Origin of the sequence: Wolbachia endosymbiont (group B) of Silvanus unidentatus (assembly GCF_964028615.1) — a bacterium.
Taxonomy (GTDB): domain Bacteria; phylum Pseudomonadota; class Alphaproteobacteria; order Rickettsiales; family Anaplasmataceae; genus Wolbachia.
Genome location: NZ_OZ034795.1, coordinates 692,766 through 714,811, shown reverse-complemented (window position 1 = coordinate 714,811; position 22,046 = coordinate 692,766). Strand labels below are relative to the sequence as shown.

17 protein-coding genes are annotated in these 22,046 nt (G+C 33.8%); 11 read left to right on the top strand and 6 right to left on the bottom strand.

From position 1 onward, the window contains the following. Positions 1-51 precede the first annotated feature (51 nt). Entirely contained in the window at positions 52-702 is a 651-nt protein-coding gene (locus ABWU65_RS03285; protein WP_214303233.1) for an ankyrin repeat domain-containing protein, read from the bottom strand. Positions 703-853: 151 nt separating this feature from the next. Here ABWU65_RS03285 and gltX point away from each other — a divergent pair, with 151 nt between their 5' ends. Further along, a complete protein-coding gene (gene gltX / locus ABWU65_RS03280) occupies positions 854-2,206 on the top strand; it encodes a glutamate--tRNA ligase (protein WP_149168645.1) in 1,353 nt (450 codons plus the stop codon). Positions 2,207-2,889: 683 nt separating this feature from the next. Here gltX and ABWU65_RS03275 read toward each other — a convergent pair. Next, positions 2,890-3,345 (bottom strand): Hsp20/alpha crystallin family protein, encoded by a 456-nt coding sequence (locus ABWU65_RS03275; RefSeq protein ID WP_353280299.1) that lies wholly within the window; start codon positions 3,343-3,345, stop codon positions 2,890-2,892. A 372-nt stretch (positions 3,346-3,717) separates the two neighbouring features. Here ABWU65_RS03275 and ABWU65_RS03270 point away from each other — a divergent pair, with 372 nt between their 5' ends. Next, complete coding sequence (locus tag ABWU65_RS03270) at positions 3,718-4,425, top strand: pyridoxine 5'-phosphate synthase (RefSeq protein WP_007302038.1); 708 nt, start codon at positions 3,718-3,720, stop codon at positions 4,423-4,425. Here the strand turns inward: ABWU65_RS03270 and ABWU65_RS03265 are convergent. The 3 genes from ABWU65_RS03265 to rplM all read right to left on the bottom strand — a co-directional run bounded on the left by ABWU65_RS03265 (position 4,418) and on the right by rplM (position 5,771). After that, positions 4,418-4,729 carry an HU family DNA-binding protein gene (locus ABWU65_RS03265; protein WP_007302037.1) on the bottom strand — a complete coding sequence of 104 codons (312 nt, stop codon included), beginning with the start codon at positions 4,727-4,729 and terminating at the stop codon, positions 4,418-4,420. The genes ABWU65_RS03270 and ABWU65_RS03265 overlap by 8 nt on opposite strands. Before the next feature lie 134 nt (positions 4,730-4,863). Next, positions 4,864-5,265: a 30S ribosomal protein S9 gene (gene rpsI, locus ABWU65_RS03260; RefSeq protein ID WP_052264863.1), complete on the bottom strand. Its 402-nt coding sequence runs from the start codon at positions 5,263-5,265 to the stop codon at positions 4,864-4,866. Positions 5,266-5,312: 47 nt separating this feature from the next. Further along, positions 5,313-5,771, bottom strand: a complete 459-nt coding sequence (gene rplM, locus ABWU65_RS03255) for a 50S ribosomal protein L13 (protein WP_006014941.1) — start codon at positions 5,769-5,771, stop codon at positions 5,313-5,315. 116 nt (positions 5,772-5,887) lie between these two features. On the opposite strand from rplM, the gene ABWU65_RS03250 reads away from it, so the two are divergent. From ABWU65_RS03250 to ABWU65_RS03235, 4 genes are all read left to right on the top strand, one after another. Beyond that, positions 5,888-7,138 carry a TolC family protein gene (locus tag ABWU65_RS03250; RefSeq protein ID WP_019236672.1) on the top strand — a complete coding sequence of 417 codons (1,251 nt, stop codon included), beginning with the start codon at positions 5,888-5,890 and terminating at the stop codon, positions 7,136-7,138. Positions 7,139-7,148: 10 nt separating this feature from the next. Continuing rightward, on the top strand, positions 7,149-7,664 hold the full coding sequence (locus ABWU65_RS03245) for a PopZ family protein (protein ID WP_007302034.1): 516 nt from the start codon (positions 7,149-7,151) through the stop codon (positions 7,662-7,664). A gap of 75 nt (positions 7,665-7,739) precedes the next feature. After that, positions 7,740-8,318, top strand: a complete 579-nt coding sequence (locus ABWU65_RS03240; RefSeq protein ID WP_007302033.1) for an RlmE family RNA methyltransferase — start codon at positions 7,740-7,742, stop codon at positions 8,316-8,318. A 173-nt stretch (positions 8,319-8,491) separates the two neighbouring features. Next, on the top strand, positions 8,492-9,211 hold the full coding sequence (locus ABWU65_RS03235) for an ankyrin repeat domain-containing protein (protein ID WP_353280298.1): 720 nt from the start codon (positions 8,492-8,494) through the stop codon (positions 9,209-9,211). 557 nt (positions 9,212-9,768) lie between these two features. On the opposite strand, the gene ABWU65_RS03230 is transcribed toward ABWU65_RS03235, so the two are convergent. After that, on the bottom strand, positions 9,769-11,346 hold the full coding sequence (locus ABWU65_RS03230; RefSeq protein ID WP_353280297.1) for a lysine--tRNA ligase: 1,578 nt from the start codon (positions 11,344-11,346) through the stop codon (positions 9,769-9,771). 64 nt (positions 11,347-11,410) lie between these two features. Here ABWU65_RS03230 and ABWU65_RS03225 point away from each other — a divergent pair, with 64 nt between their 5' ends. From ABWU65_RS03225 to ABWU65_RS03205, 5 genes are read left to right on the top strand one after another with little or no spacing between them, the layout of a single operon-like run. Then, positions 11,411-11,707 carry a type IV secretion system protein VirB3 gene (locus ABWU65_RS03225; protein WP_006015054.1) on the top strand — a complete coding sequence of 99 codons (297 nt, stop codon included), beginning with the start codon at positions 11,411-11,413 and terminating at the stop codon, positions 11,705-11,707. A 9-nt stretch (positions 11,708-11,716) separates the two neighbouring features. Next, positions 11,717-14,122: a VirB4 family type IV secretion/conjugal transfer ATPase gene (locus tag ABWU65_RS03220; RefSeq protein WP_353280296.1), complete on the top strand. Its 2,406-nt coding sequence runs from the start codon at positions 11,717-11,719 to the stop codon at positions 14,120-14,122. Next, positions 14,115-16,691: a type IV secretion system protein gene (locus tag ABWU65_RS03215; protein ID WP_264684946.1), complete on the top strand. Its 2,577-nt coding sequence runs from the start codon at positions 14,115-14,117 to the stop codon at positions 16,689-16,691. Before ABWU65_RS03220 ends, ABWU65_RS03215 begins: the two co-directional genes overlap by 8 nt. Positions 16,692-16,708: 17 nt before the next feature. Next, the gene (locus ABWU65_RS03210) at positions 16,709-19,081 is read left to right on the top strand and encodes a type IV secretion system protein (protein ID WP_052264801.1); all 2,373 of its coding nucleotides are present in this window, start codon (positions 16,709-16,711) and stop codon (positions 19,079-19,081) included. Further along, complete coding sequence (locus tag ABWU65_RS03205; protein ID WP_353280295.1) at positions 19,078-21,978, top strand: type IV secretion system protein; 2,901 nt, start codon at positions 19,078-19,080, stop codon at positions 21,976-21,978. Before ABWU65_RS03210 ends, ABWU65_RS03205 begins: the two co-directional genes overlap by 4 nt. Positions 21,979-22,046 lie beyond the last annotated feature (68 nt).

Here is a 22,046-nt window from a genome sequence, read left to right as displayed (position 1 = left end):
TACTTTCTTAAGTTAAGAAAGTAAATTTCTATATTACTACCTGCAAATACTTCACACTGGGGCTAAACCACTATCTAAAAGTTGCATAACATCAGGATCTGTCACTATAGTACTTTCGTTATAGAGGCCATATACTTCATTACATGCCTTAAATAACAGATATGAAGATCCTCCAGAAGCTATTGTTGCTATTGAAGCCAATGCAAGAGATTGAGAAGCCGAAAATAGAAGATACAAAGATACACACATAGCGGTAGCACACACTATAGCTCCTACTATATATAAGCATATATGAAACTTCTTATTACATATAAAGCCACATTTTATATCTGCAATTTGCTTAACTTCCTTCTGCTCTGAAGGATCCAAGAAGTAAAGAGGTGATACTGCCTTATTATCCTTAATATAGCTTTTATCGAGGAGTGCTTCCTTAATATATTTCTTATTATTCTTAAGTTCCTTTTCTAATCTTTTTACTTCTTCCCAGTCTTTTGCTTTTTCAACCTCAACCCTGGTACTTTCTTCTAAATCCTTTATGATCTTCTGTAACGCAGATAATAGAAACCCTTTACTTGCTGCTATATGAAATGGGTTTCCATTTTCATCAATTCTATGCTTAGCTACACAAGCAACTCTTTCCTTGCAAGAATCGACAAATTTATCCACATTCCCTTTTCTTGCAATTTCAAATAAATTATCCATATATACACCTCACTGCATTCACTAATATTAAATTATACAATGCAGTTTGTTAAAAATAAATGTAAATTGATCTTTCAAATTTACTATAGTTCCACGTTGTTGCAAGTACAAATTTTAGTTATCATCGGTTACGTTATCACAATAGACAAATATGCCAGGTATAGTCACTAGATTCGCTCCATCACCAACAGGATTTTTACATATTGGAGGAGCTCGCACAGCTTTGTTTAATTGGCTCTATGCGCAGCGTCATGGTGGCCAGTTTTTACTAAGGATTGAGGATACCGACAGAAAACGTTCAACACAGGAAGCAATTGATGCAATAATAGATGGGTTAAAATGGCTTGGAATAAGCTATGATGGAGAAATAGTATATCAATCAAAAAGAATAGATAGACATATTGAAGTTGCAAATCTTTTAGTTGAAAAGGGTAGGGCGTATCATTGTTACTGCCCCGAGAATGAAGTTGCGGAGAAGAAAATAAGAGCAAGGGAAGAAGGAAAAATATATAAGCATAAGTGTACTCATTCAACATCAAATGCAGAGCCTGTTGTTCGCTTCAAAGTGCCAGACTCAGAAGATATTGTTGTTGACGATAAAATATACGGCCAAGTTACAATAAGTAGCGACCAGCTTGATGACATAGTAATCTTGCGCTCTGACAATACTCCAACATATATTTTTGCTGTAGTGGTTGATGACCATGATGCTGGAATAACCGATATTATACGTGGCTCTGATCATCTCACTAATACCTTCAAGCAATTACTAATATACCAAGCTCTTGATTTTGATGTCCCACGCTTTGCACACGTACCGCTTATTCATGGAGAAGACGGGAATAAGTTATCTAAAAGGCATGGTGCAACAAGTGTTTGCGATTATGAAAAGATGGGAATATTGCCACAGGCAATGCGTAATTACTTGCTAAGACTTGGCTGGAGTCATGGCAACGATGAGATTATTAGCGATGAGCAAGCAATAGAGTGGTTTAATTTAGAAAGCATCGGTCGCTCACCTGCACGGCTCGATTTCAAAAAACTGGAGCATTTGAATAACCACTATATTAGTAATATGAGCAATGAAGATATTCTGACTCTAATGCTTAGAGAAAATACTCTAACTGACAAAAAAAAGGGCTATTTACTGCAGGGACTGACAGAGCTGAAAAAAAGAGCAAACTATTTGACCGAATTATTGGACTTAGCAAAATTTTATATTCAAGTTGATTTTAGTGAAGAAGCTCAGCAAATTGTCAAATCTAACCTCAATGTAATTAAGTTACTTGCATCATTTCTTTCGAGTGTAGGTAGTGAAGATTGGAATAAGAATTTTTTATCTTCTCAGATTAAGGAATTTTCAAAATTACATAATATAAAAATGAGCGATATATACCACTCATTACGCGCCCCAATAACTGGAATAATGGATGCGCCTGGAATCATCGATATCATGGTAATTCTTGGTAAAGATGAGTGTATAAAAAGATTGCAAGCAATTTAAATAAAAAATTACTTGACAGACTCTGGTGGCTTCATTATAGTGGAGAATGAAGATTTTTTAGGATCCAAAATCTATCTTCACCTGCAGGTTTTTTCACCAAATAATCAAATTTCAGCAAAAAATATATAAGTTTATTTTTGCTAGCTCTTTATTCATATAGGAGGGTTTATGTCTAGAATTCCTGATACTTGACTTTTATTTTTAAGTTAAAAAAACAATTGGCGCCTATGGTTTTCACATTAAATCATTTTAAATTGTTAAAGTTAATACGGCCTTTTTTTATTGGTATTTTTTTCATATTTTACATATCTGTTCAGCAAAGTGGCAAAAAAGACAAGTAAATGAGTATCATGAAAGTAGCTTACACGTAGCTGTAGGAATATTCATTTTTTAAGGTAAATTAAACAGCAAATATTGTCATTCAAGTAGCTATTCCAGCTTCTATAATGTCATGCCAGTGCTCGACACTGGCATCGAGCAAAATTTATCACAAACAAGACAACATTTTCAATTAAAAAATCAGTGTCTGGGTGCTAAGATGACACCTTCATAAGGGAGCCAGCATCAGCTACTTTCATGACACTCATTTAGTTGTCTTTTCTCGTTTACCTTATTTTGCCACTCTGCTGAACAGATATTAAAATAGCAAGCCTCAAGGTCAGAAGCCTGCTATTACTTACTGATTACTTTACATCAATTTTCTTGATGTGTTTCTCTGATTTAGGTATGGTTACATGCAATACCCCATCTAAAAAGTCGGCAGATACCTTATCTTGCTCTACATTTGTTGGAAGTTGAATAGATCTATAGAAAGAACCATAGTACCTTTCTTTGTGGTAAAACTGCTTATCTTTTGATTCATTATCACATGTTTTTTCACCCTTCACTATTAAGTTATCGCCAGATATACTAATGTCTATGCTTTCTTTAGGAATACCTGGTAACTCTAATGATAGGCAATAGCTTTCCTTTGTTTCATAAAGGTCACAAACTGGTAGTAGGCTACTGCCTCTTTTAGAAAGCTCTGGGTTCCATCCTGTAAAGAAGCTATCAAATATGTCATCAACGGCTCTTTGTAACCCTCTTACACTAAAATTATCACGATTATTGTTTTTATTTAAATGAACTATATTACTCATGTTGTACCTCCTTTTACTAATACATGCACTACATAATCATTCCACTTATTAATTTCAATCCTAAATCTAAAATTTTTTAGATGCGAAAAATTTTCCCCGTTTACTATAACTTGATTATGAGAAAAAATCTTATTTGGATTACCACGAGTAGTTCTATAAACTAGATTAACTGTAAAAAAGGGCAAGTGTATGCAAATTTATTACTTCTCTTTCCACTTCCACAATCAAACAATTTTGAATATTTCTTATTTGACTTGTCAACAATGAGAATTAGTATAACTGCTAGCTCCGTCTTTCAGCTATGGCATTAAACAATGACATGCATAAGATCTAATAATATGTATAATTTATAAATAATTTTTGAGGTAAATTGTGAAATTGGGCGTTAATATTGATCACGTTGCAACCCTTCGCAACGCACGTGGAGCTTCTTATCCAGATCCATTAAAAGCAGCAAAAATAGCTATTAATGCTGGAGCAGATTTTCTCACCGTACACTTACGAGAAGACAGAAGGCATATCAGAGATGAGGATGTATTCAATCTAAAACAAAACATTAGCACTGAGTTAAATCTTGAAATCGCAGCTACGGAAGAAATGCTCAAAATAGCAAAAGAAGTAAAACCCTACTCGATTTGTATAGTACCAGAAAAAAGAGAAGAATTAACAACCGAAGGTGGCCTGAATATCGTGAATATGCACAGTAAACTTTCTGGTATAATAGAGGAAATGCATAGCTTTGACATAAAAGTCTCACTGTTTATCGATCCAAATATTAATCAACTAAAATATCTTGAGAAGCTAGAAAGAAAGCCTGACATAATAGAAATTCACACGGGGGATTACTGTGATAATCCATCAGAGGAAAAATTAAAACTTATTACTAACTCTGCAGAATACATTAATAATCTAGGAATAGAATGCCACGCAGGACATGGCATAAATTATAAACACGCTAAAGAAATAAAAAAGATACCTCACATCTCAGCTCTTAATATAGGCCATTCTTTAATCAGCGAGGCTATATTTCATGGCTTACATAGTGTAACTAAAAAGATGAAAATGACAATATCTAAGTAGATAATACTTTTTGCTTGCTATTTAAAATACTTAAAAGAGTTTGGCTTATTTTAAATTTTACCCTTGTCTTTTCAGGAACGGTCATAATCTCACCATTTTGAGGATTACGGCATTTTCTCTCCTTATTTATAACAGTAGAGAATGTACCTATTCCATGTAGACGTATTTCGCCTTTGCGACTTAGCTGATCCTTTATCATTTCCATAAACATGTCATGAACATTACTTAAATCAGATTTTGTTATGTCTATATTCTGACTAACACAATCTTGTTTTAGTCGGTTTATTATATCTTCTTTACTCATAAATTACCTTAATATTGAAAAATCACATAAATAGCATATTATGCTAATGCTAATAGTCAACTAAATTTACTCTAAAAATAGGAAACATCATAAGCTTTACACAAATATTTATACAATATTTACAAAAAACATCACTATCTCTTAGAAAACTGACATTTTTTCCGAGCTTTATGTTGACCATATTTCTTACGCTCAACAACACGTGAATCTCTAGTTAGGAATCCACCCTTACGTAATATAGAGTGTAGATCTTGACTTATACTACTTAAAGCTCTGCTTATTCCATGAGCTAAGGCACCTGCTTGGCCAGATAGTCCTCCACCTTTTACAGTTGCAAACACATCATACCTATCTAACATAGAAGTTACTATGAATGGCGCTTTAATCATTTGACACACTGATTCTCTTTTAAAATAAGAAATTAAATCATCTTTTTTATTAACACTAAATTTTCCACTTCCTGGCTTTATCCATACTCTTGCTACAGATTCTTTCCTTCGACCTGTGGCATATGAACGACCAAGTGAGTCAATCATTGCCTTTTTTGGCTGATCATTATTATTTATTTTCACTTTTTACTCCATTATTTCTTATTTTTACGATTTAAAGAGGCAAAATCTATTTTTTCAGGTTGCTGTCCTTGATGCTTATGTTCTGAACCAGAATAAACATACAAATTTTCAAACCGTCTACGTGCCATAGGACCATCATCAAGCATTCTTTTTACTGCCATTTTTATCACACGCTCAGGGAATTTGCCATTTAAAATATTATCTGGAGTAGTTTTCTTTAAACCACCAGAATAACCTGTATGCCTATAGTAGATTTTATCTTTAAGTTTCTTTCCGGTAAAATGTACCTTTTCTGCATTAACAATAATTACATTATCTCCACAATCCATATGAGGTGTGTATTCAGGCTTATGCTTTCCACGCAATAGCGCTGCTACAAACGCTGCAAGCCTTCCTACTACTAATCCTTCTGCATCTATAACAAGCCATTTTTTATCGACTTGTTTCTCTTTTAAGAAAAAAGTTTTCATATATCAATACATAACAGTAGATTATGATACACTGAGTTGCTTGATAGTGTCAACAACATTAGTTACAACATTAGTTATTGATTATTAAAGTAATTTATGCTAATAACTTAAACAACATGCTAGAAAGCAAAATGTTTCGATTGATTATTATACTTATAATTGCTTTTGGTACTATAGGTTGCTATGCAATCGATTTGGAAGAAGCCATAAGCAAAGCTATCAAAAACAGCTCAAAAATAAAGTCTCAGTTTTACCAATATAAGAGTGCTGAAAAACAGCTGAAATCTTCTGGATTGGCTGGATTTTTACCTGACATTAATTTACAATATAATTTCGATAGTAATTTTAATATTATTAACGATCGACAAAACTCTGGAAAGCGTCTAACATTAAGCCAAAGAATAATAGACGGTGGGGGCACTTTTGCTACATTTAGCCGATCAAGTCATCTTCTTAAAGCAGCAAAAATTAGATTTCAGCAGTCAAAGCAAGAAGTTGCACTCAGCGCTGTGAAAGCATATGTTAATGTTTTACAAAAGGCAGAAATATTAAAACTGAGAGAACATAAAGAACGTGTTTCTTTAGAACATTTGTCAGCTATGAAAAAACGCTTTTCTCTTGGAGAAGTTACTAATGCTGAGGTTTTATTCGCAAAAGCAAAATTTTCATCTTCTATATCCAAAAGAGTTGATGCTGAAGGTGAATTAAAGCTCGCTAATATTGCTTACTATCATTTAATTGGTGAAGATGCTGATAATCTTCACGAGACTAATGGTAAACTACCTTCTATACCAGAATTAAATGAATGTTTACAATTAGCAAAAACTAATAACTTGTCCCTAAAAGCAGCAGTTTATCAAAAAAGAGCAGCCGGAATGGAAGTGATCGCTGAAACTTCCAAGTGGCTTCCTTCTTTGAATCTAAGCGCAAGTAAAAATTTTGGAAAGGACAATATAAAATTGGACACGTTACTAGAAAATGTGAATGTTGTCTTTACTCTTGATATTCCGATCTTTAAAAGAGGAGTTAATGTTTTTGGTGTTAGTAGAGCTAAAATGGATGCAAAACAATCCACTTACGATTATTACGAAGCAGTAAAAAATATAGAACAAGCAGTTATAAATGCTTGGAATAACGTGCTGACAGCAAAAGCTATTATTAAAGCAAGTCAAGAAGCAGAAAAAGCAGCAGCTTTAGCATTGGAAGGAGTTGCGCAAGAAGTAAACTTAAATTTAAAGAGCACAATTGATCTTTTGGATACTGAAGATGAACTATTTAAAGCACGTTCCGATCTAATTCAGGCAAAAAGCAATTATGTAATTAGTGTTTACAACTTGCTTTTTATGATAAATAGTATAAACCTTTAAATTTAATGGTATGAGCGATAATCAATCTGTAAAAGATATACTAGAAGATATAAAAAAAGCTATATCGGGTAAAAATCCAAGTGGTGATAGAGCAGAAATAATAGATGAAGATGATGACGTATTATGCCTTGAAGAGGAGTACCCAGAAGACATCGAAGAAAAAGAAAATAGTGAAGAAGAGAATAATTGCCAAAGTGAGAAAATGAATAACCAATTTAATAGTTACAACTCAGAAGAGAAAAATTTGTATGATAATATCCAAATGAGTAATAACAAAGTGAGCTATCAAGAACAAAGTAACGAGCATTTAGTTTTAAAAGAAAATATGGAGGAAATTAAAACATTGCTTGAAAAGATGCAAAGCGAACTACGGCATAAACAACAAAAAAGAGCGGATCTTACTGTTGAAGAATTAGTTGTATCTCTTTTAAAACCTCAGCTTTCAGAGTGGCTGAATAAGTATCTACATGCATTGGTAAAAGAAGTAGTTGAAAAAGAGCTCAAAGATATAATCAATAATAAGTAGGTTATTAGTATAAAGACCAGAGTAAAAACAGCTAGAGGTAGAAAGTTATCTTCAACAAGATGGCTACATCGCCATTTGAATGATCAGTATGTGCAAAAAACCAATAAGGACGGTTATAGATCGCGCTCGGCATATAAGTTAATAGAAATAGACGATAAATTTAAACTACTCCAACAAGGGCAAAAAATTATTGATCTTGGCGCTTTTCCTGGTGGATGGTCACAAGTTGCATCTAAGAAAGGAGCGAGTGTGATTGCTGTTGACATAAAACCAATAAACGCAATTAGTGGAGTAGAGTGTATACAGTGTGATATTATCAGCGAACTTGAAATTTTAAGAGAAAAATTCAAGGATCACAAATTTGATGTAATTTTATCTGATATGGCACCAGAATCTTGCGGTTTAAAATCGTTAGATCATATCAGAATTATGCTTTTATGCGAAGCAGCGCTCAATTTTGCAAAGCATTTTTTGAATCATGATGGCAAATTTGTAGTAAAAATTTTTCAAGGAGAGTCTGATAAAGATTTCTGCAATGAGCTAAAAAAAATGTTTAAAACAGTAAGATACTTCAAACCAAAGTCAAGTAGATCTGAATCTACAGAAATGTATTTAGTAAGTTTAGGCTTTATTGGTGGCAACTATTCTGTATAGCAGGTACTTACAGAAATGTTGACGAATCTTATCCTATTAAACTGAAGATTAATAACGCTCGCACAAAAGCCCCTTTTTCTTGTTTAAATATTTATGATAATTAATTAAACTCTTGACTTTATTGCTTAAGTATATGATAATTAAAGTATATTATTATTATAGGAGAATTTTATATGTATTTAGCATGGTTGAAAAAGATATTAAGTACAGTAAATCGTGAAAATGATTTGAATGGTAATAACATAGTTGAAAAAATAAAAGAGCGAATAGAAAAAAGAGACCTATCTACTTATGAAGAATGGAGGAAAGAAAGTTTTAATATAAATTATAAATTTAGTGTTTATGATTATTATGACAAAAAAGGATTAACATTATTAAATGTAGCATGTCTATATAATCAAAAAAATGTAGTAAAAGCTCTATTAGAAGTAAAAGGTATAAATGTTGATTTTCAAGATGGATCTGGAAAAACTCCTTTGTATATAGCTTTTGATAAAGGTCATCACAAGATAGTAAGAGCTCTATTAAAAGCCGGTGCTGATCCTTTAGTAAAAAGTCGTTGTAACAAAAATTTGGCAGAAATATTTACTAAAAAAGCAATTGGGAAAGCAGTAGACTTGGGTGCTCATATATTTATTATTGCATCTTGTATAGCTGCTATAGTAGTTACTTATGCATATTTTTTTGGTGTGTCATTATCAGTAGGTGCTATGGCTGGGATAGCTGTGGCTGCTGCTGTACTCACAGGACTTGTTGCTGGTGGTATTACGTATGAAGTGTATAAGCCTTGTGATGAGTTAAAGGACGCTATTGCAAAAGAAATATCAAAGCTTAGTCAGAATAGTGCAGTGGACGATAGTAAGCCTGATTGTAATCCTGGACACGCTTACTGACACCAATAAAAGGTGTTATAAATAATGTAAAAAGTTTTTGCGCTATTTAAGGAAGAAGTCTCTTCTTCCTTTTTTTCCAATTTTTTATTTAGCAAGGTATCTAGATACCTTGCTTAACACCAAAACAGAATTAAGGTTTAAACATCCTAGGTGTATTAACATTCATTTTGAAGACAGCAAATGGTGTCATCCCAGCGCCCTCTTTCTTGTTATTCCAGTACTGGGATTCAGAAAACTGACCAGGTTGGTCACGCGCTGGCTCTCTAAAATTACTTTAGCTACAAATATTAAGAAATTTACTAAATAAAAAAAGACAAAAGAATCCCCGTATAGCGAGTTTTAATAATGTAAATTGATAATGTGCTAACAAGCGCGATTTGGCTGAATGTAGAAAAAATAAAAAAAGCTGCTATAATTTTATGTAATTTGCCAATAAACACCTGAATTTTGTCGTTGAGCCCAAAAACAAGGATAAATACCTCTATCAGTATAATAAGGAAAGTGGGAAGGTTTGTCAAGTAATAAAACTAGAGGGCTCAAATGAAAGAAGGTAAACTCTAAAGTGTACGTTCAGTAGCACTTTCTATAAGAGAGATTGTATTATCTATCCCATAAAGCTTTATAAAAGATCCCATTCTAGGACCGGTTTTTTGGCCAAGCAGCGTTTCATATAGCAACTGAAACCAATCGCGTAAGTTATTGTAATTATGTTTTTTTCCGATGGAGAAAACCTGAGATTGAATCTCTTCAGCAGTGGCTGTAATAGGCAGGGAATGTAGGTTGTTCTTTAAATCTAGTAACGCTTCTTTCTCTTTTTCGTTTGAAGCTTTATACGCTTTTGTTGGCTTGATAAAGTCGTGATAATACCTAACTGCAAAATCCGAAAGCCTATCTAGCATTTTGTTGCTTTCTGGTGTAACGTTTGGTGCATAAGTTGATATAAAACCCCAAAGAATCTCTTTATTTTCAGCATTACAAGCTGCTGCCAGGTTTAAAAGTAACGAAAAATTTATGCCTGAAGTTTCTACGTTTGGAACTTTACCCTGGTGGATGTGCCATACAGGGCTATTTACATCCTTTTCTTCACTCTCATTGTAACGCTTAGCAAACTCTAAATATTCATCAGTTGATTTTGGTATCACATCAAAATATAAACGTTTAGCTTTTTTAGGACTCTGAAAGATGTATAACGCTAAACTCTCTGTGGGTGCGTAAGTTAGCCACTCCTCGATCGAAATACCATTTCCTTTTGATTTTGATATCTTCTTTCCTTCTTTATCAAGAAATAACTCATAGCAAAACAGAAGCGGTGGCTTTTCTCCAAGTATTTTACATATTTGACTTGAAAGCACAGCAGATGGTGTTAAATCTTTTCCATGAGCTTCATAATTGACTCCAAATGCAGCCCACCTCATCCCCCAATCAGGTTTCCATTGCAGTTTACATTTTCCTTTTGTCACTGGAACTTCTATTTTTCCCCCGTTTGGGTCTTCATACGTGATTGTTCCTTTATCTGTATTTGTTTCAATTACTGGAACTTGTAAAACTTGGGAAGTTTTTGGGCATATCGGCAAGAATGGACTATAGGTTTGCTGCCTTTCTTCCCGAAATGATGGAAGCATTACGTCCATCACTTTATCATAATTTTTCAGCAGGAGTAAAAGTTTTTCATCGTAAACGCCAGATTTATAACACTCTGTTGCACTCCTAAATTCGTATTCAAATCCAAACAAATCAAGAAATTTACACAACAACGAATTCATGTGATGACCATAACTCTCATGAGTGCCAAATGGGTCAGGTATCATGGTTAATGGCTTGTTCAGATTCTCTCTTAGCATTTCCTGATTTGGTACATTATCTGGTATTTTTCGCAAACCATCCATATCGTCGGAAACTGCAATGATTTTGGTTTTTATACTAGGAGCTATTTTTTTTAGAGCGTTTGCAATAACTGTGGTACGAAAAACTTCCCCAAAAGTACCAATATGTGGTAAACCCGAGGGACCATAACCAGTCTCAAATATTATCTCTTTTTTATTAGGGAATTCTTGTAGTATTTTTTCTGCTTCTTGAAATGGCCAGCTTATAATCATTGAATTTAAATTAATTATCTTACCTAAAGTGCTATTCATTTCAATAGATTTTTAATTAATGATGTAGTATTAGTGTTAGAGCTCTTATTAGAAGGTTAAAGATATGTCTACTGGCAGCATACAAACGAATCAATTATTTAAAGGTCTTACAAGACCTGCAATGCTCTTTGGTGTGAGTTATATGTTTGCAATATTAAACGTTCTAATTTGCATGCTAATTTTCATTAATACAAATGATCTTAGAGTAATTCTCCTGATGTTACCAGGTATACATGGACTTGGCTATATAGCTTCTGCAAAGGAACCGTTGTTTATTGAGTTATTTATGGTAAAGTTGGGAAAATGTTCCAAATGTTTAAATCGGTTTTATCATGGAGCCAATTCTTATGACATTACTTGATGTTATGCAATGTTGAGATTTAGAGCTATTCAATCAAAGAATAAATCTATTCTAAGTAGAGAGGTTCACGCTGCCGAATTTATACCTTATTCTTGCTATTGGAATAGTACAACCTTGATAACAAAGCAGAATTGGTTAGTTAAATTTATAAAATTAAATGGCTTTGCGTTTGAAACGGCCGATGATGAAGACTTGGTGATACAAAATAATATCAGAAATCAGATGCTAAGAAGCATTTCATCTCCAGCATTTAGTTTGTACTTTCATACCATCAGACGTAAGAAAAATATTTTTTCTGATGAATTTGCAAATCAGAGTTTACCAAATTTTTTTGCTAACCATGTAAATCTAAAATGGAGAGAAAAACACGCAACTAGGCAATCTTTTATTAATGATTTATACATTACGATTATTCGTAGGGCAGATACAAAGGGAGTAGAATTTTTATCACATCTACTGAAAAAATTTGGGCATGTAACTTCAAAACATGCTTGGGAAAGTGATATGCGTGATACCTATGAAGATTTAGAGGAAACGACAAATCGTATAGTAACAAGCCTTAGGAATTATTCGCCTAAAGTCCTTGGAGTAAAAGAAACTCCAAACGGACTGTTTTGTGAAATAATGGAGTTTCTGTCTAGAGTTGTAAATTGTGGCTTTGTTACAAATACGCTTTTTCCACTAAAAACTGAAATATCAAGATACTTACCAGTTCATAGGTTATTTTTTGGCCATAAGATGATACAGGTTGTGACTCATAATGAAAGTAAATATGCTGGAATAGTTAGTATCAAAGAATATGGAAATAATACTTCCGCAGGAATGCTTGATTCTTTTTTACAACTTCCTTATGAATTTATTATCACGCAGTCTTTTCAATTTACAAATAGGCAAATGGCAATTGCGAAAATGCAGATACAGCAAAATCGTATGATACAATCTGCAGATAAAGCTATTTCTCAAATAGCAGAAATTTCTCATGCGCTTGATGATGCAATGAGTGGTAAAATTGCGTTTGGTGAACACCATTTAACTATCTTATGTATAGAAAAAAGCCCTAAATCATTGGACAATGTTTTATCATTGGTTGAATCGGAGCTTTCTAATTGTGGTGTTTATCCTGTTCGTGAGAGGGTTAATTTAGAACCAGCATTTTGGGCGCAAATTCCTGGTAATTTTGATTATATAGTAAGAAAAGGTACAATAAGTAGTCTTAATTTGGCCGGTTTTGCATCTCAACATAATTATCCTACTGGTAAAAAATTCAATAACCACTGGGGAGATGCTGTTACAGTTTTTGATACAACATCTGGCACTCCATTTTTCTTCAACTTTCATATAAGGGATGTTGGACATACTATGATAATTGGGCCAACAGGTGCTGGCAAAACTGTTTTAATGAATTTTTTATGTGCTCAAGCAATGAAATTTTCTCCAAGAATATTCTTTTTTGATAAAGATCGCGGTGCAGAAATTTTTTTAAGAGCACTTGGTGGTATCTATACTATAATAGAACCAAGAACTAAGACAAATTTTAATCCTCTGCAACTTGACGATACTCCTGATAATAAAACATTTTTGATGGAATGGATAAAATCTTTAATTTTAGTGTACAACGATAAATTCACTTCAGAAGATATTGCTAGAATTAATGATGCAATTGAGGGAAATTTTAAATTAAAAAAAGAAGACAGATTTTTGAGAAATCTTGTACCATTTTTAGGACTTGCGGGCCCTGATACTCTAGCTGGAGCAATATCTATGTGGCATGATGATGGCTCTCATGCTGCAATATTTGATAATAAAGAAGATTTGCTAGATTTTTCAAAAGCAAGAGTGTTTGGCTTTGAAATGGCTAGCTTGCTAAAAGATCCTGTTGCTCTTGGGCCGGTCTTGATTTATTTGTTTCATAGGATTAGTATATCGCTTGATGGCACTCCATCTATTATTGTTCTTGATGAAGCATGGGCGTTAATAGATAATCCAGTTTTTGCACCTAAGATAAAAGACTGGTTGAAAGTGCTGAGAAAGTTAAATGCTTTTGTGGTTTTTGCTACTCAGAGTGTTGAAGATGCAAGTAAAAGTGCTATTAGTGATACGCTTGTACAGCAGACAGCAACACAAATTTTTTTGCCAAATCTGAAAGCTACTAGTGTCTATCGAGATGTTTTTATGTTAACTGAACGTGAGTACATACTGATCAAACACACAGATCCAAGTACTAGATTCTTTTTAGTAAAGCAGGGAGTTAATGCTGTAGTAGCTAGAATAGATCTGAAAGATTTGGATGATGTGGTCAACGTGTTATCTGGACGTGCGGAAAGTGTTCTATTGTTATATGATATACTGAAAGAAGTCGGAGATGATCCAAAGATGTGGTTGCCTGTGTTTTATCAAAAGGTGAAAAATGTTTAAAACTAAACTGTCATTACTGTTAGTTGCGATATTTTTGTTAAATATAGATTTTTTGCTCTCGTATCCAGTGTTTGCAGATACAGTAAGTGGTACTGACAAAACGGAATTTGTTAGCAGATTTAATTCTACTGGCAGCTTTAGTCGTGCTTCTAATCCTGACTGTAAGGCGTTTGAAACAGCTGCAGCAGTTGCTGGGATAGCAATTGCTATTGGTGCAATATTTACTGGTATTGTTTTGATTGTCTCTTCTGCTGGTTTATTTACTGCTCTTGTTATCGTTGGAATGATAGCTGCAATTGTTGGGGTTTGGAAGGCGATAGGAGGACTTGTTGTTTGTGAGCATAGTTTTGTTAAACACCCAGTTGCACGTGATCATGATGGAAAGTATAAAGACTTCGAATTCTCAAAATCAGAATACTCAAAATATTCAGATTGCACAAATAAGAATTATCAAAAGGAAGATGAATATTTTAAATGTTTTGATGGGGCAAATGGATCAATAGAAGTAGGTAGAAAAATAGAGAAGGGCATTTTAAACTCCATACCTGACCAAAATACTGGTGGTTATTACTGGCCAAAAAACGGTGTGCAATACAGTGAATATATAGAAGTATGCCATAGAAATCCTTTAACATTTAGCAGATTGTTTTGGTTAGATACATCAATAAAAGCAGACTTTGATGTTAGAGAGAAGGACACTGGATATGAAGGTGGGTCATGGTCTCCAAAAGTTGATGGTGATCTGGAATGTAAAGTTCTTAAAGCAGGACAAAGCGAAACCATACATGGGTCAACATTCAAGGCAGTAAAAAAAATGGACAGATTGTGTGTGGAGCTGGCAAGTGTGAGAATGCTTGGTATCAAAATGACTCCTTGGCCGCAAGGGGTTGATATGGGATGCACAGAATTGCCACCTGACCCACTTGCTCCTATGTGTGAAAAATCTGTGATGATATTCAAAAATAAAGATGGTACAGGTAAATATGAGGAAGATCTTAATGATTCTAAAAATAAGGACAAAGATTACAAAACTATTATAAGGGAAAAGAAAGGAGAGGGAAAAATTTTTGTAGGTTATAATAATGCCAGTTGTTTTAGCCAGTATGTCTCTGAAGCTTGCTACAATCAAGCGGGAAGTAAGTCATTATCTCCTATTCCTATAACTTCTATGATAGTGCAATGTATTAAGGAGTCGTTAGATAATTTAGTGGCAGGTATTGATTCAAGTGGTAACTTACTTACAGACAAAAATGGACATGCTAAGGGTAGTTTTTTGTCTGTAGCACAAAAAAGACTGAAGAACACTGTTACTGCTATCTTAATTTTAGCTTTGATATTGTTCTCTATAAAAGTTATGTCTGGTGGAGTGCGTAGTCCGCAAGAAATGTACATGTTGATCATTAAATTCGCTTTAGTGATTTACTTTACGACAGGTAGCACTATGTCTCATTATTACGGGGAATTAACAAAACTTTCGAACGGCTTATCAGAAATAGTGCTTAAAGCTTCATCTGAGAGTAAAAATATATGTAATTATGAGGCAGGTAAAGATTATGAATACGATCGTGCAGGGCAGAAGGTATCCTACAGTTATCTTGCACCTTGGGATAGGCTTGATTGCAGAATTTTATTTTATTTAGGTGCCCCTTTAGATGGAATTGGTGGCAAAATTGGTACTGGAGGTGTTGCAACGTTAGCGGTCTTGCTTGGCGCTGCTCCTGTCTTGTTAGTTGCAGGTTCGGTGATTGGTATTATTTTCGCTGGTGGACAAATTTTAGTAGCTCTTGTCTGTATATTTATGGCCATTTTGATGATGATGGTTATTTTATGGATGTGCTATGTATTTATCTTATCTTTAGTTGCGCTTAGTGTAATTATCATCTTATCGCCTTTATTCATTCCTATGGTTTTGTTTCAACATACTAAAGGATATTTTGATGGTTGGCTAAAAGAGTTAATTACCTACAGTTTATACCCAGTTATCCTCTTTGCATTTCTATCTTTTATGTTCATAGCATGTGATAAAATCTATTTTAAAAATTTAAATTTTAAACTGGACGAGTCATATAAAAATGAACAACCAGACAAGTCATATGAAAAGAAACAAGCAGAAATCTCATATAGTAAGAAAAAACAGTGGTTTAAATTGAAAGATGGGGAATGTGATAAAAATGAAACTACTCTCGCATGTATGATGCAAAATTATAGCTTTAAAAAGAGCAGCATACTTGGTCTATTCGACTTTAGATACATGGAGTTTGGCAGCTCTCTAATCGGAGAATTATTAAAATTGTGTTTAGTATTATTCCTCTTTTACCACTTTTTAAACGTTCTTCCCGGCATGGCTGCTGAGCTTGCTGGTAATCACAGAGCAGCACTTGGTTCAGGTAGCACTCCTGCACAAATGGTGAATAAAGCTTTATCTGCTGCCAAAGCTGCTGCTGGAGGTGCTGGTCAAGTTGCTGCTGCGGCTGTAAATAAGGCAAGAGGGGCTATTGGAGGAGGTGGAGATGATAATAAGGGATCGGGATCTTCCTCTAGTGAATCTATAAAATCAGGTGGAGAGTGAGCGCAGGTGAGTAACAGATGTTTGAACATTTGAGCAACCAAAATTTGGTTAAGCTATGCATAAGTTTTGTGATACTCTTTTTATTATCTGGGTGCGGGTGTATTAAGCCAGAAGATTCATCAGGCTTGCGTGAGAAATTGGATATAGTGTCAACAGAGCAGAAATGGGTTGATTCTGGAGTCTATATTTCGGATAAAATAAAAGTAACAGAGATTAATATAGTACCTAATAAGGTTAATTTTTGTTCGCAATATAAAGATTTTGCAATTGAACCTGGAGTAAGAAACGTTACATTACCGTTTGCGCTTAAAGCTGGCGATGCGATAAGCTTTAGTGTTGTTGGAAGTAAAATGTGTAAAAACAATAATGGCATGGTCACCTGCAAAAAAATTGACGAAAATTGCAGTGAAGGGGAAAAGGAGTATTTTTCACATGTTTTAAATCAAGAGAAGTGTCAAGGTGAAATATGTCCTAATAAATATGAAATAGGCAATGCACAATGGTTAAATGGAAAAGAGTACTGGTCTTCAGAATTAGATCAAAGTGAAAGAGAGGAAATTAGAAATGTCATCGACTCTATAAAACAGCAAGGGGAAAATGTAGACTGTAGCAAGCTTTCAGAGAGCAGTGCAAGTAAGATAGATACGCGCATTTTAAATTTACTCTGTGGACGTATATGTAAATTTTCTTTCGGCAGCGGAGAAAAAGGTTGCGTATATATTGAATACAATAGTATAGAAGGTGAGATATTCAATACTTTAAATTCTAGAGGTGAATCTGTTATTGCTGAAATTATTGATAACGTATTAAAGGAAAAACGGGTAAAAACTGACATTACACTATTACGTGTTCACATGGATAATGAGGAATTTGAACACATTCCAGGAGGCGGTATATGTATTAACTGTGATCATAAGATAGATCGTAACCATCCAAAACCAGAGTTAACTTTTAGTTTAGGTGATGGTAAGGGCAAGGGTGGTTTCAATATAAGAGTAACGAAGAACCATAGTCTAAAAAACAACTTATATATACATGTTTCTGATAAGTTTCCTGAGCACAATCCTGGTGAAATTCTGGGGGATATACCTGTGGATATCAGTGAAGTTCATAATACTGAGTATATGGAAAGATTAAAAGAAAAGCTAAAAGACAAGAGTGGCACTATATATTACGGAATAAGAGATCATGGCTGTGATTATAAGAAAAATGAGGGTCAGTTTAGTATTAATCTTACAACTAAAGAGCCACCTGTAAGAACTTTTAGTGCGATATATAATTTTTTTGATGAAAAAGTAAAAACTGCATTTTTCGGTTCTAGCTACAAAGACACTAACGCGATTCACTCTGATACTAGCCCTGTGAAGTCTCTTTATCAAAGTTTTGTAGCATCAAATAGAACAAATACCATCAGATCTACAATAGTGTCGTTATTAGTATTATATATAGTTTTATACACCCTTTATTACTTTTTTGGATTGTCTCATGCTTCTATATATGAATTTTTAATTATATGTGTAAAGATAGGAGTTATTACCCAATTGCTGAACGATAACAGTTGGAGTTTTTTTTATAACAATGCATTTTCTATTTTTGTTAATGCTCCAAAACAGTTAATAGAAATAGCAAATTTCAGAGGTACAACATCAAATGTTTTTGAATTTCTTGATTTACCGCTCAATAGGTTTTTATCAGCACACTCAGTGTTACTAATAGTATCTCTTATATTCTCCGGTCCTTTGGGTATTGTATCGTTTTGCTTGGTGATTTGGGGTTTGATAACAGTGAGCTTATCGATGTTTAACGCCTTATTTTCTTTTATCACATCTATAGCAATAGTTGCATTATTGCTTTCCTTGGCGCCTCTTTTTATTATTTGCCTTCTATTTGGATATACTAGACAGATGTTTCACAATTGGGTCAAAAATTTAGCAAGATTTGCAATTCATCCGGTAGTGCTTTTAATTTTTATATCATTAATAAGCCAGGTTATGGATTATATTGTGTATTCGGTCTTTAATTTTGAGGTCTGTCCTACATGTATACTTAATCTTAACTTAAAGATTTTTAATCCTTGTATTATTTATGGTTATGCTTCCAAACATGCACCTAATATCACCGCTATGATGGCTTTTGTGATTTTGGGACATGCTATGAAAGCTTTAGTTGAGGCATCTTCAACAATATCTGATTCGTTGTTTGGTGTTTATGTGGCAAGCGAACCAGGAAGGCAATATCAGCAAAGCTTAATGGGAACAGTAGGTTTAGATGAACAAAGTATCCAAAGAAGAGCAGGTCAGCAATCTGGTACACCAAGTCGAAGACCTCAAATACCACAATCAGCTCAAAGATCAGCACCTAAAATACCGACAAACACAGGAAATCAATGATGAGCAGAAAATCATTATTATTGATACTATGTCTTGTAATTACTGGCTGCACAATGGATTGTGTTGAACCTGGGCTGCAGAGCAGAAATACTAGTGTCAGTATAGATGTTCCAGTTCGTGAAGCTGGCGAAGGAGTTAAAATTCATTGGGTTGATTCTGGTCAAGTAATTAGCAAGGATGAGAAAATCAAATTTACTCTTGGTGGGTCAGTAAATTTTTGTCCTCTTAAAGAAGGGAAAAATCCAAAGAGAGTACTTGTGCCCGCTGTATTTTGTGCTAATGATTTAATACCAAATTACAGTAATAAGTTAACTGATAATGCTAGTCTTGATGAACGAGAAATATGTGGGGATATAGGCTTTGGAAATAATGAATTCTATAGCAATAGACGTTATGTAGATACTGGAATTAAAGCAAATCCTGGTGATAAGTTAAGCTTTAGCTTAGTTCCCAGAGAGATAACGATTGATTATGACAATCCACAAGGAAAAGGTATCAGTTTTGATGATAATTGCTATAGAACTGAAAAAGGGGATGAAAAAGATAGAGCTACAATAAGAGACATGCTAAACGGAGGAAAGTTCTTTTGTGGAGAAAGTGGTAAAAGAACTGTAGTAGAATTTCCGCCGCTGAATAAAGAAGAAATGAATAAAAGAAGAGTGCTAGTTGGCAATGGCTACACTCCATATGATAATAAGGTACATTTTAATAAGGATTATATTCAAAATTCATGGATAAATGGTGCGTTGTTAGATCTACGACGAACTAAAATAGGACTGAATGAATTATGTAATGGGAAAAGGTGTGATTTTAATGAGCTGAACAAATACAGTTCTTATGAACTTAATTGTTACTATCAGAATATATGTTACAACGCAAAAGGTATAGGGGAGAATTGCGTCTCTTCTATAAGGTATGAGAAGTATGATAAAGGAAATACATGTGACATGTATTCTCACCTTAAACGTATTGAGGATGAACTAAAAAAGATTGAAGAAAATAAGAGGGATTCTAAGCAGATTGACATTAATTTAATATCAAATTCTAAATTAAACTTCAAAGAGGACAGAGGAGATATTTCTTGGGCCGAAGCTCTTGTTGCAAAAATTGGCGATTTTGATGATCAGGATATTGCTAAAGGTATTCAATGTTTTCCAAATGAGAAAGGTGCGAAAGGAGATAATGTATGTTCACAGATTAATTATAAATTTGAAGATTACTCTCTGAGATTAAATCATGATTATAAAATAAAAGGTATAACACCTGGTAGTAGTGTGATGCTTGCTATAGCAAGTAATGGCAACTACCAACTTCATAGAGGTGGATATCATGTTGAAGTAACTAGATCATGTAACTTTGATGGTGGTAAAAAATTGTATGTGTACTTAGGTGATAATCCGCCAAGGGATCCATCTGCTCGAAAGACTAATGATTTCAAAAAAGTAAAGAGGTTGGATAAAATAACAGAGGATAATGTAGACTATTACATAATAGATGGAAGTCATTTGGTAAATGAAGAGTCTAAGAAAATATATTTTGGTATTAATGTAGAAAACGTAGAGAAAGATGATATTACGGACAAAGATAGCAAATATTATGAAGATAACAAATACACAGTAAATTTATTTTTAAAAAGAAAAATAAACGATTTTATTTCATCAACTGTAAACAAGATTTTTGATTTCATAACAGACGGGAGTGAAGACGGAATTAAAATTCCATATGAAGGATATAGAAAGGGGCTTCTACAAGGAATAAGAGCTTTGCTTATTCTATACGTTATATTTACTGTTGTTGGCTATATGCTTGGAACAATACAATTAAGTAAATTCGATTTTATTATAAGAATATTCAAAATAGCATTTATAGCTTTTGCTTTTAGTGATAGAAGTTGGGAATTCTTTGGTACAACTTTGTCTGGGCTTTTTGTTAAGGGTAGCATTTATTTAGTTGATAGTTTTTCTGGCTATATAGGAGAAGGAGGTAAAAAATTTGCATTCTTAGATTTAACAGCCGGAGTATTATTTACAGGAGAAACATGGCTGAAATTTTTATCTTTAATGCTATCAGGACCTTTTGGCTTTATTGCATTTTTGGCAATACTTTATGCTACTTTTGTGTTTTTAAGATGCATTATTAGTGCTACGTTTAAGTATGTAATATCTACTGTTTTAGTGGCATTTTTATTGTCATTGGCACCTTTATTTATCGTATTTATTCTATTTCAACAAACTAAAACATTATTTGATAATTGGATAAAAACGCTGGCTCATGTTTCATTGCAACCAGTCATTTTATTTTCATCCTTGTCTCTTTTAAACCAGTTAATGTATTCAGTTCTATACAACCTCACAAATTTTTCTGCATGCTATCAATGCTTAATTAGTGTAAATTTTTTATCGTATGATCTGTGTCTTATGAAATCAATATTACCTCTTGGGTATAGTCCTGGTACTAGTGTTGATGTTGCGCTCAGTACTGGAGAAAGGGCTGGTGGGCACTTTGCAGCATTACCTATAGATCTAATCCAGGCATTTATATATCTCATCATTGCTAGTGCAATGGAAGCTTTTGTTTCTATATCAGAAACTATGGCGCAGGCGTTGTTCAGCTCTGGTTATGGAGTTGCTCAAAGTGTTAGTCATATTTCTAGGAGCGCATCACAAGCTATGCTGTCAACTGTTGGCCTTGATGATAGAACCCAAAATATGATACATAACATCAAGCAGGGAATGAGTAAAGATCGTAGCAAAATTGAAGCTAAATTGCCTGATACACCAAAGCAAGCAGATGGGAAAGGGAGTGCTGGCAGAGAAATGAGCAAATCTGAAACACTAAGCCAGCCAGATAAGCAAAAGGATTCTGATAAAACAAAAGGACAAGTCAAGGAAGATTGATGAGATATATGGAGTAACTAATTAAAAAGATATTTGAAGTAAGGTTTTAGAAATTTATTCTGTATTGG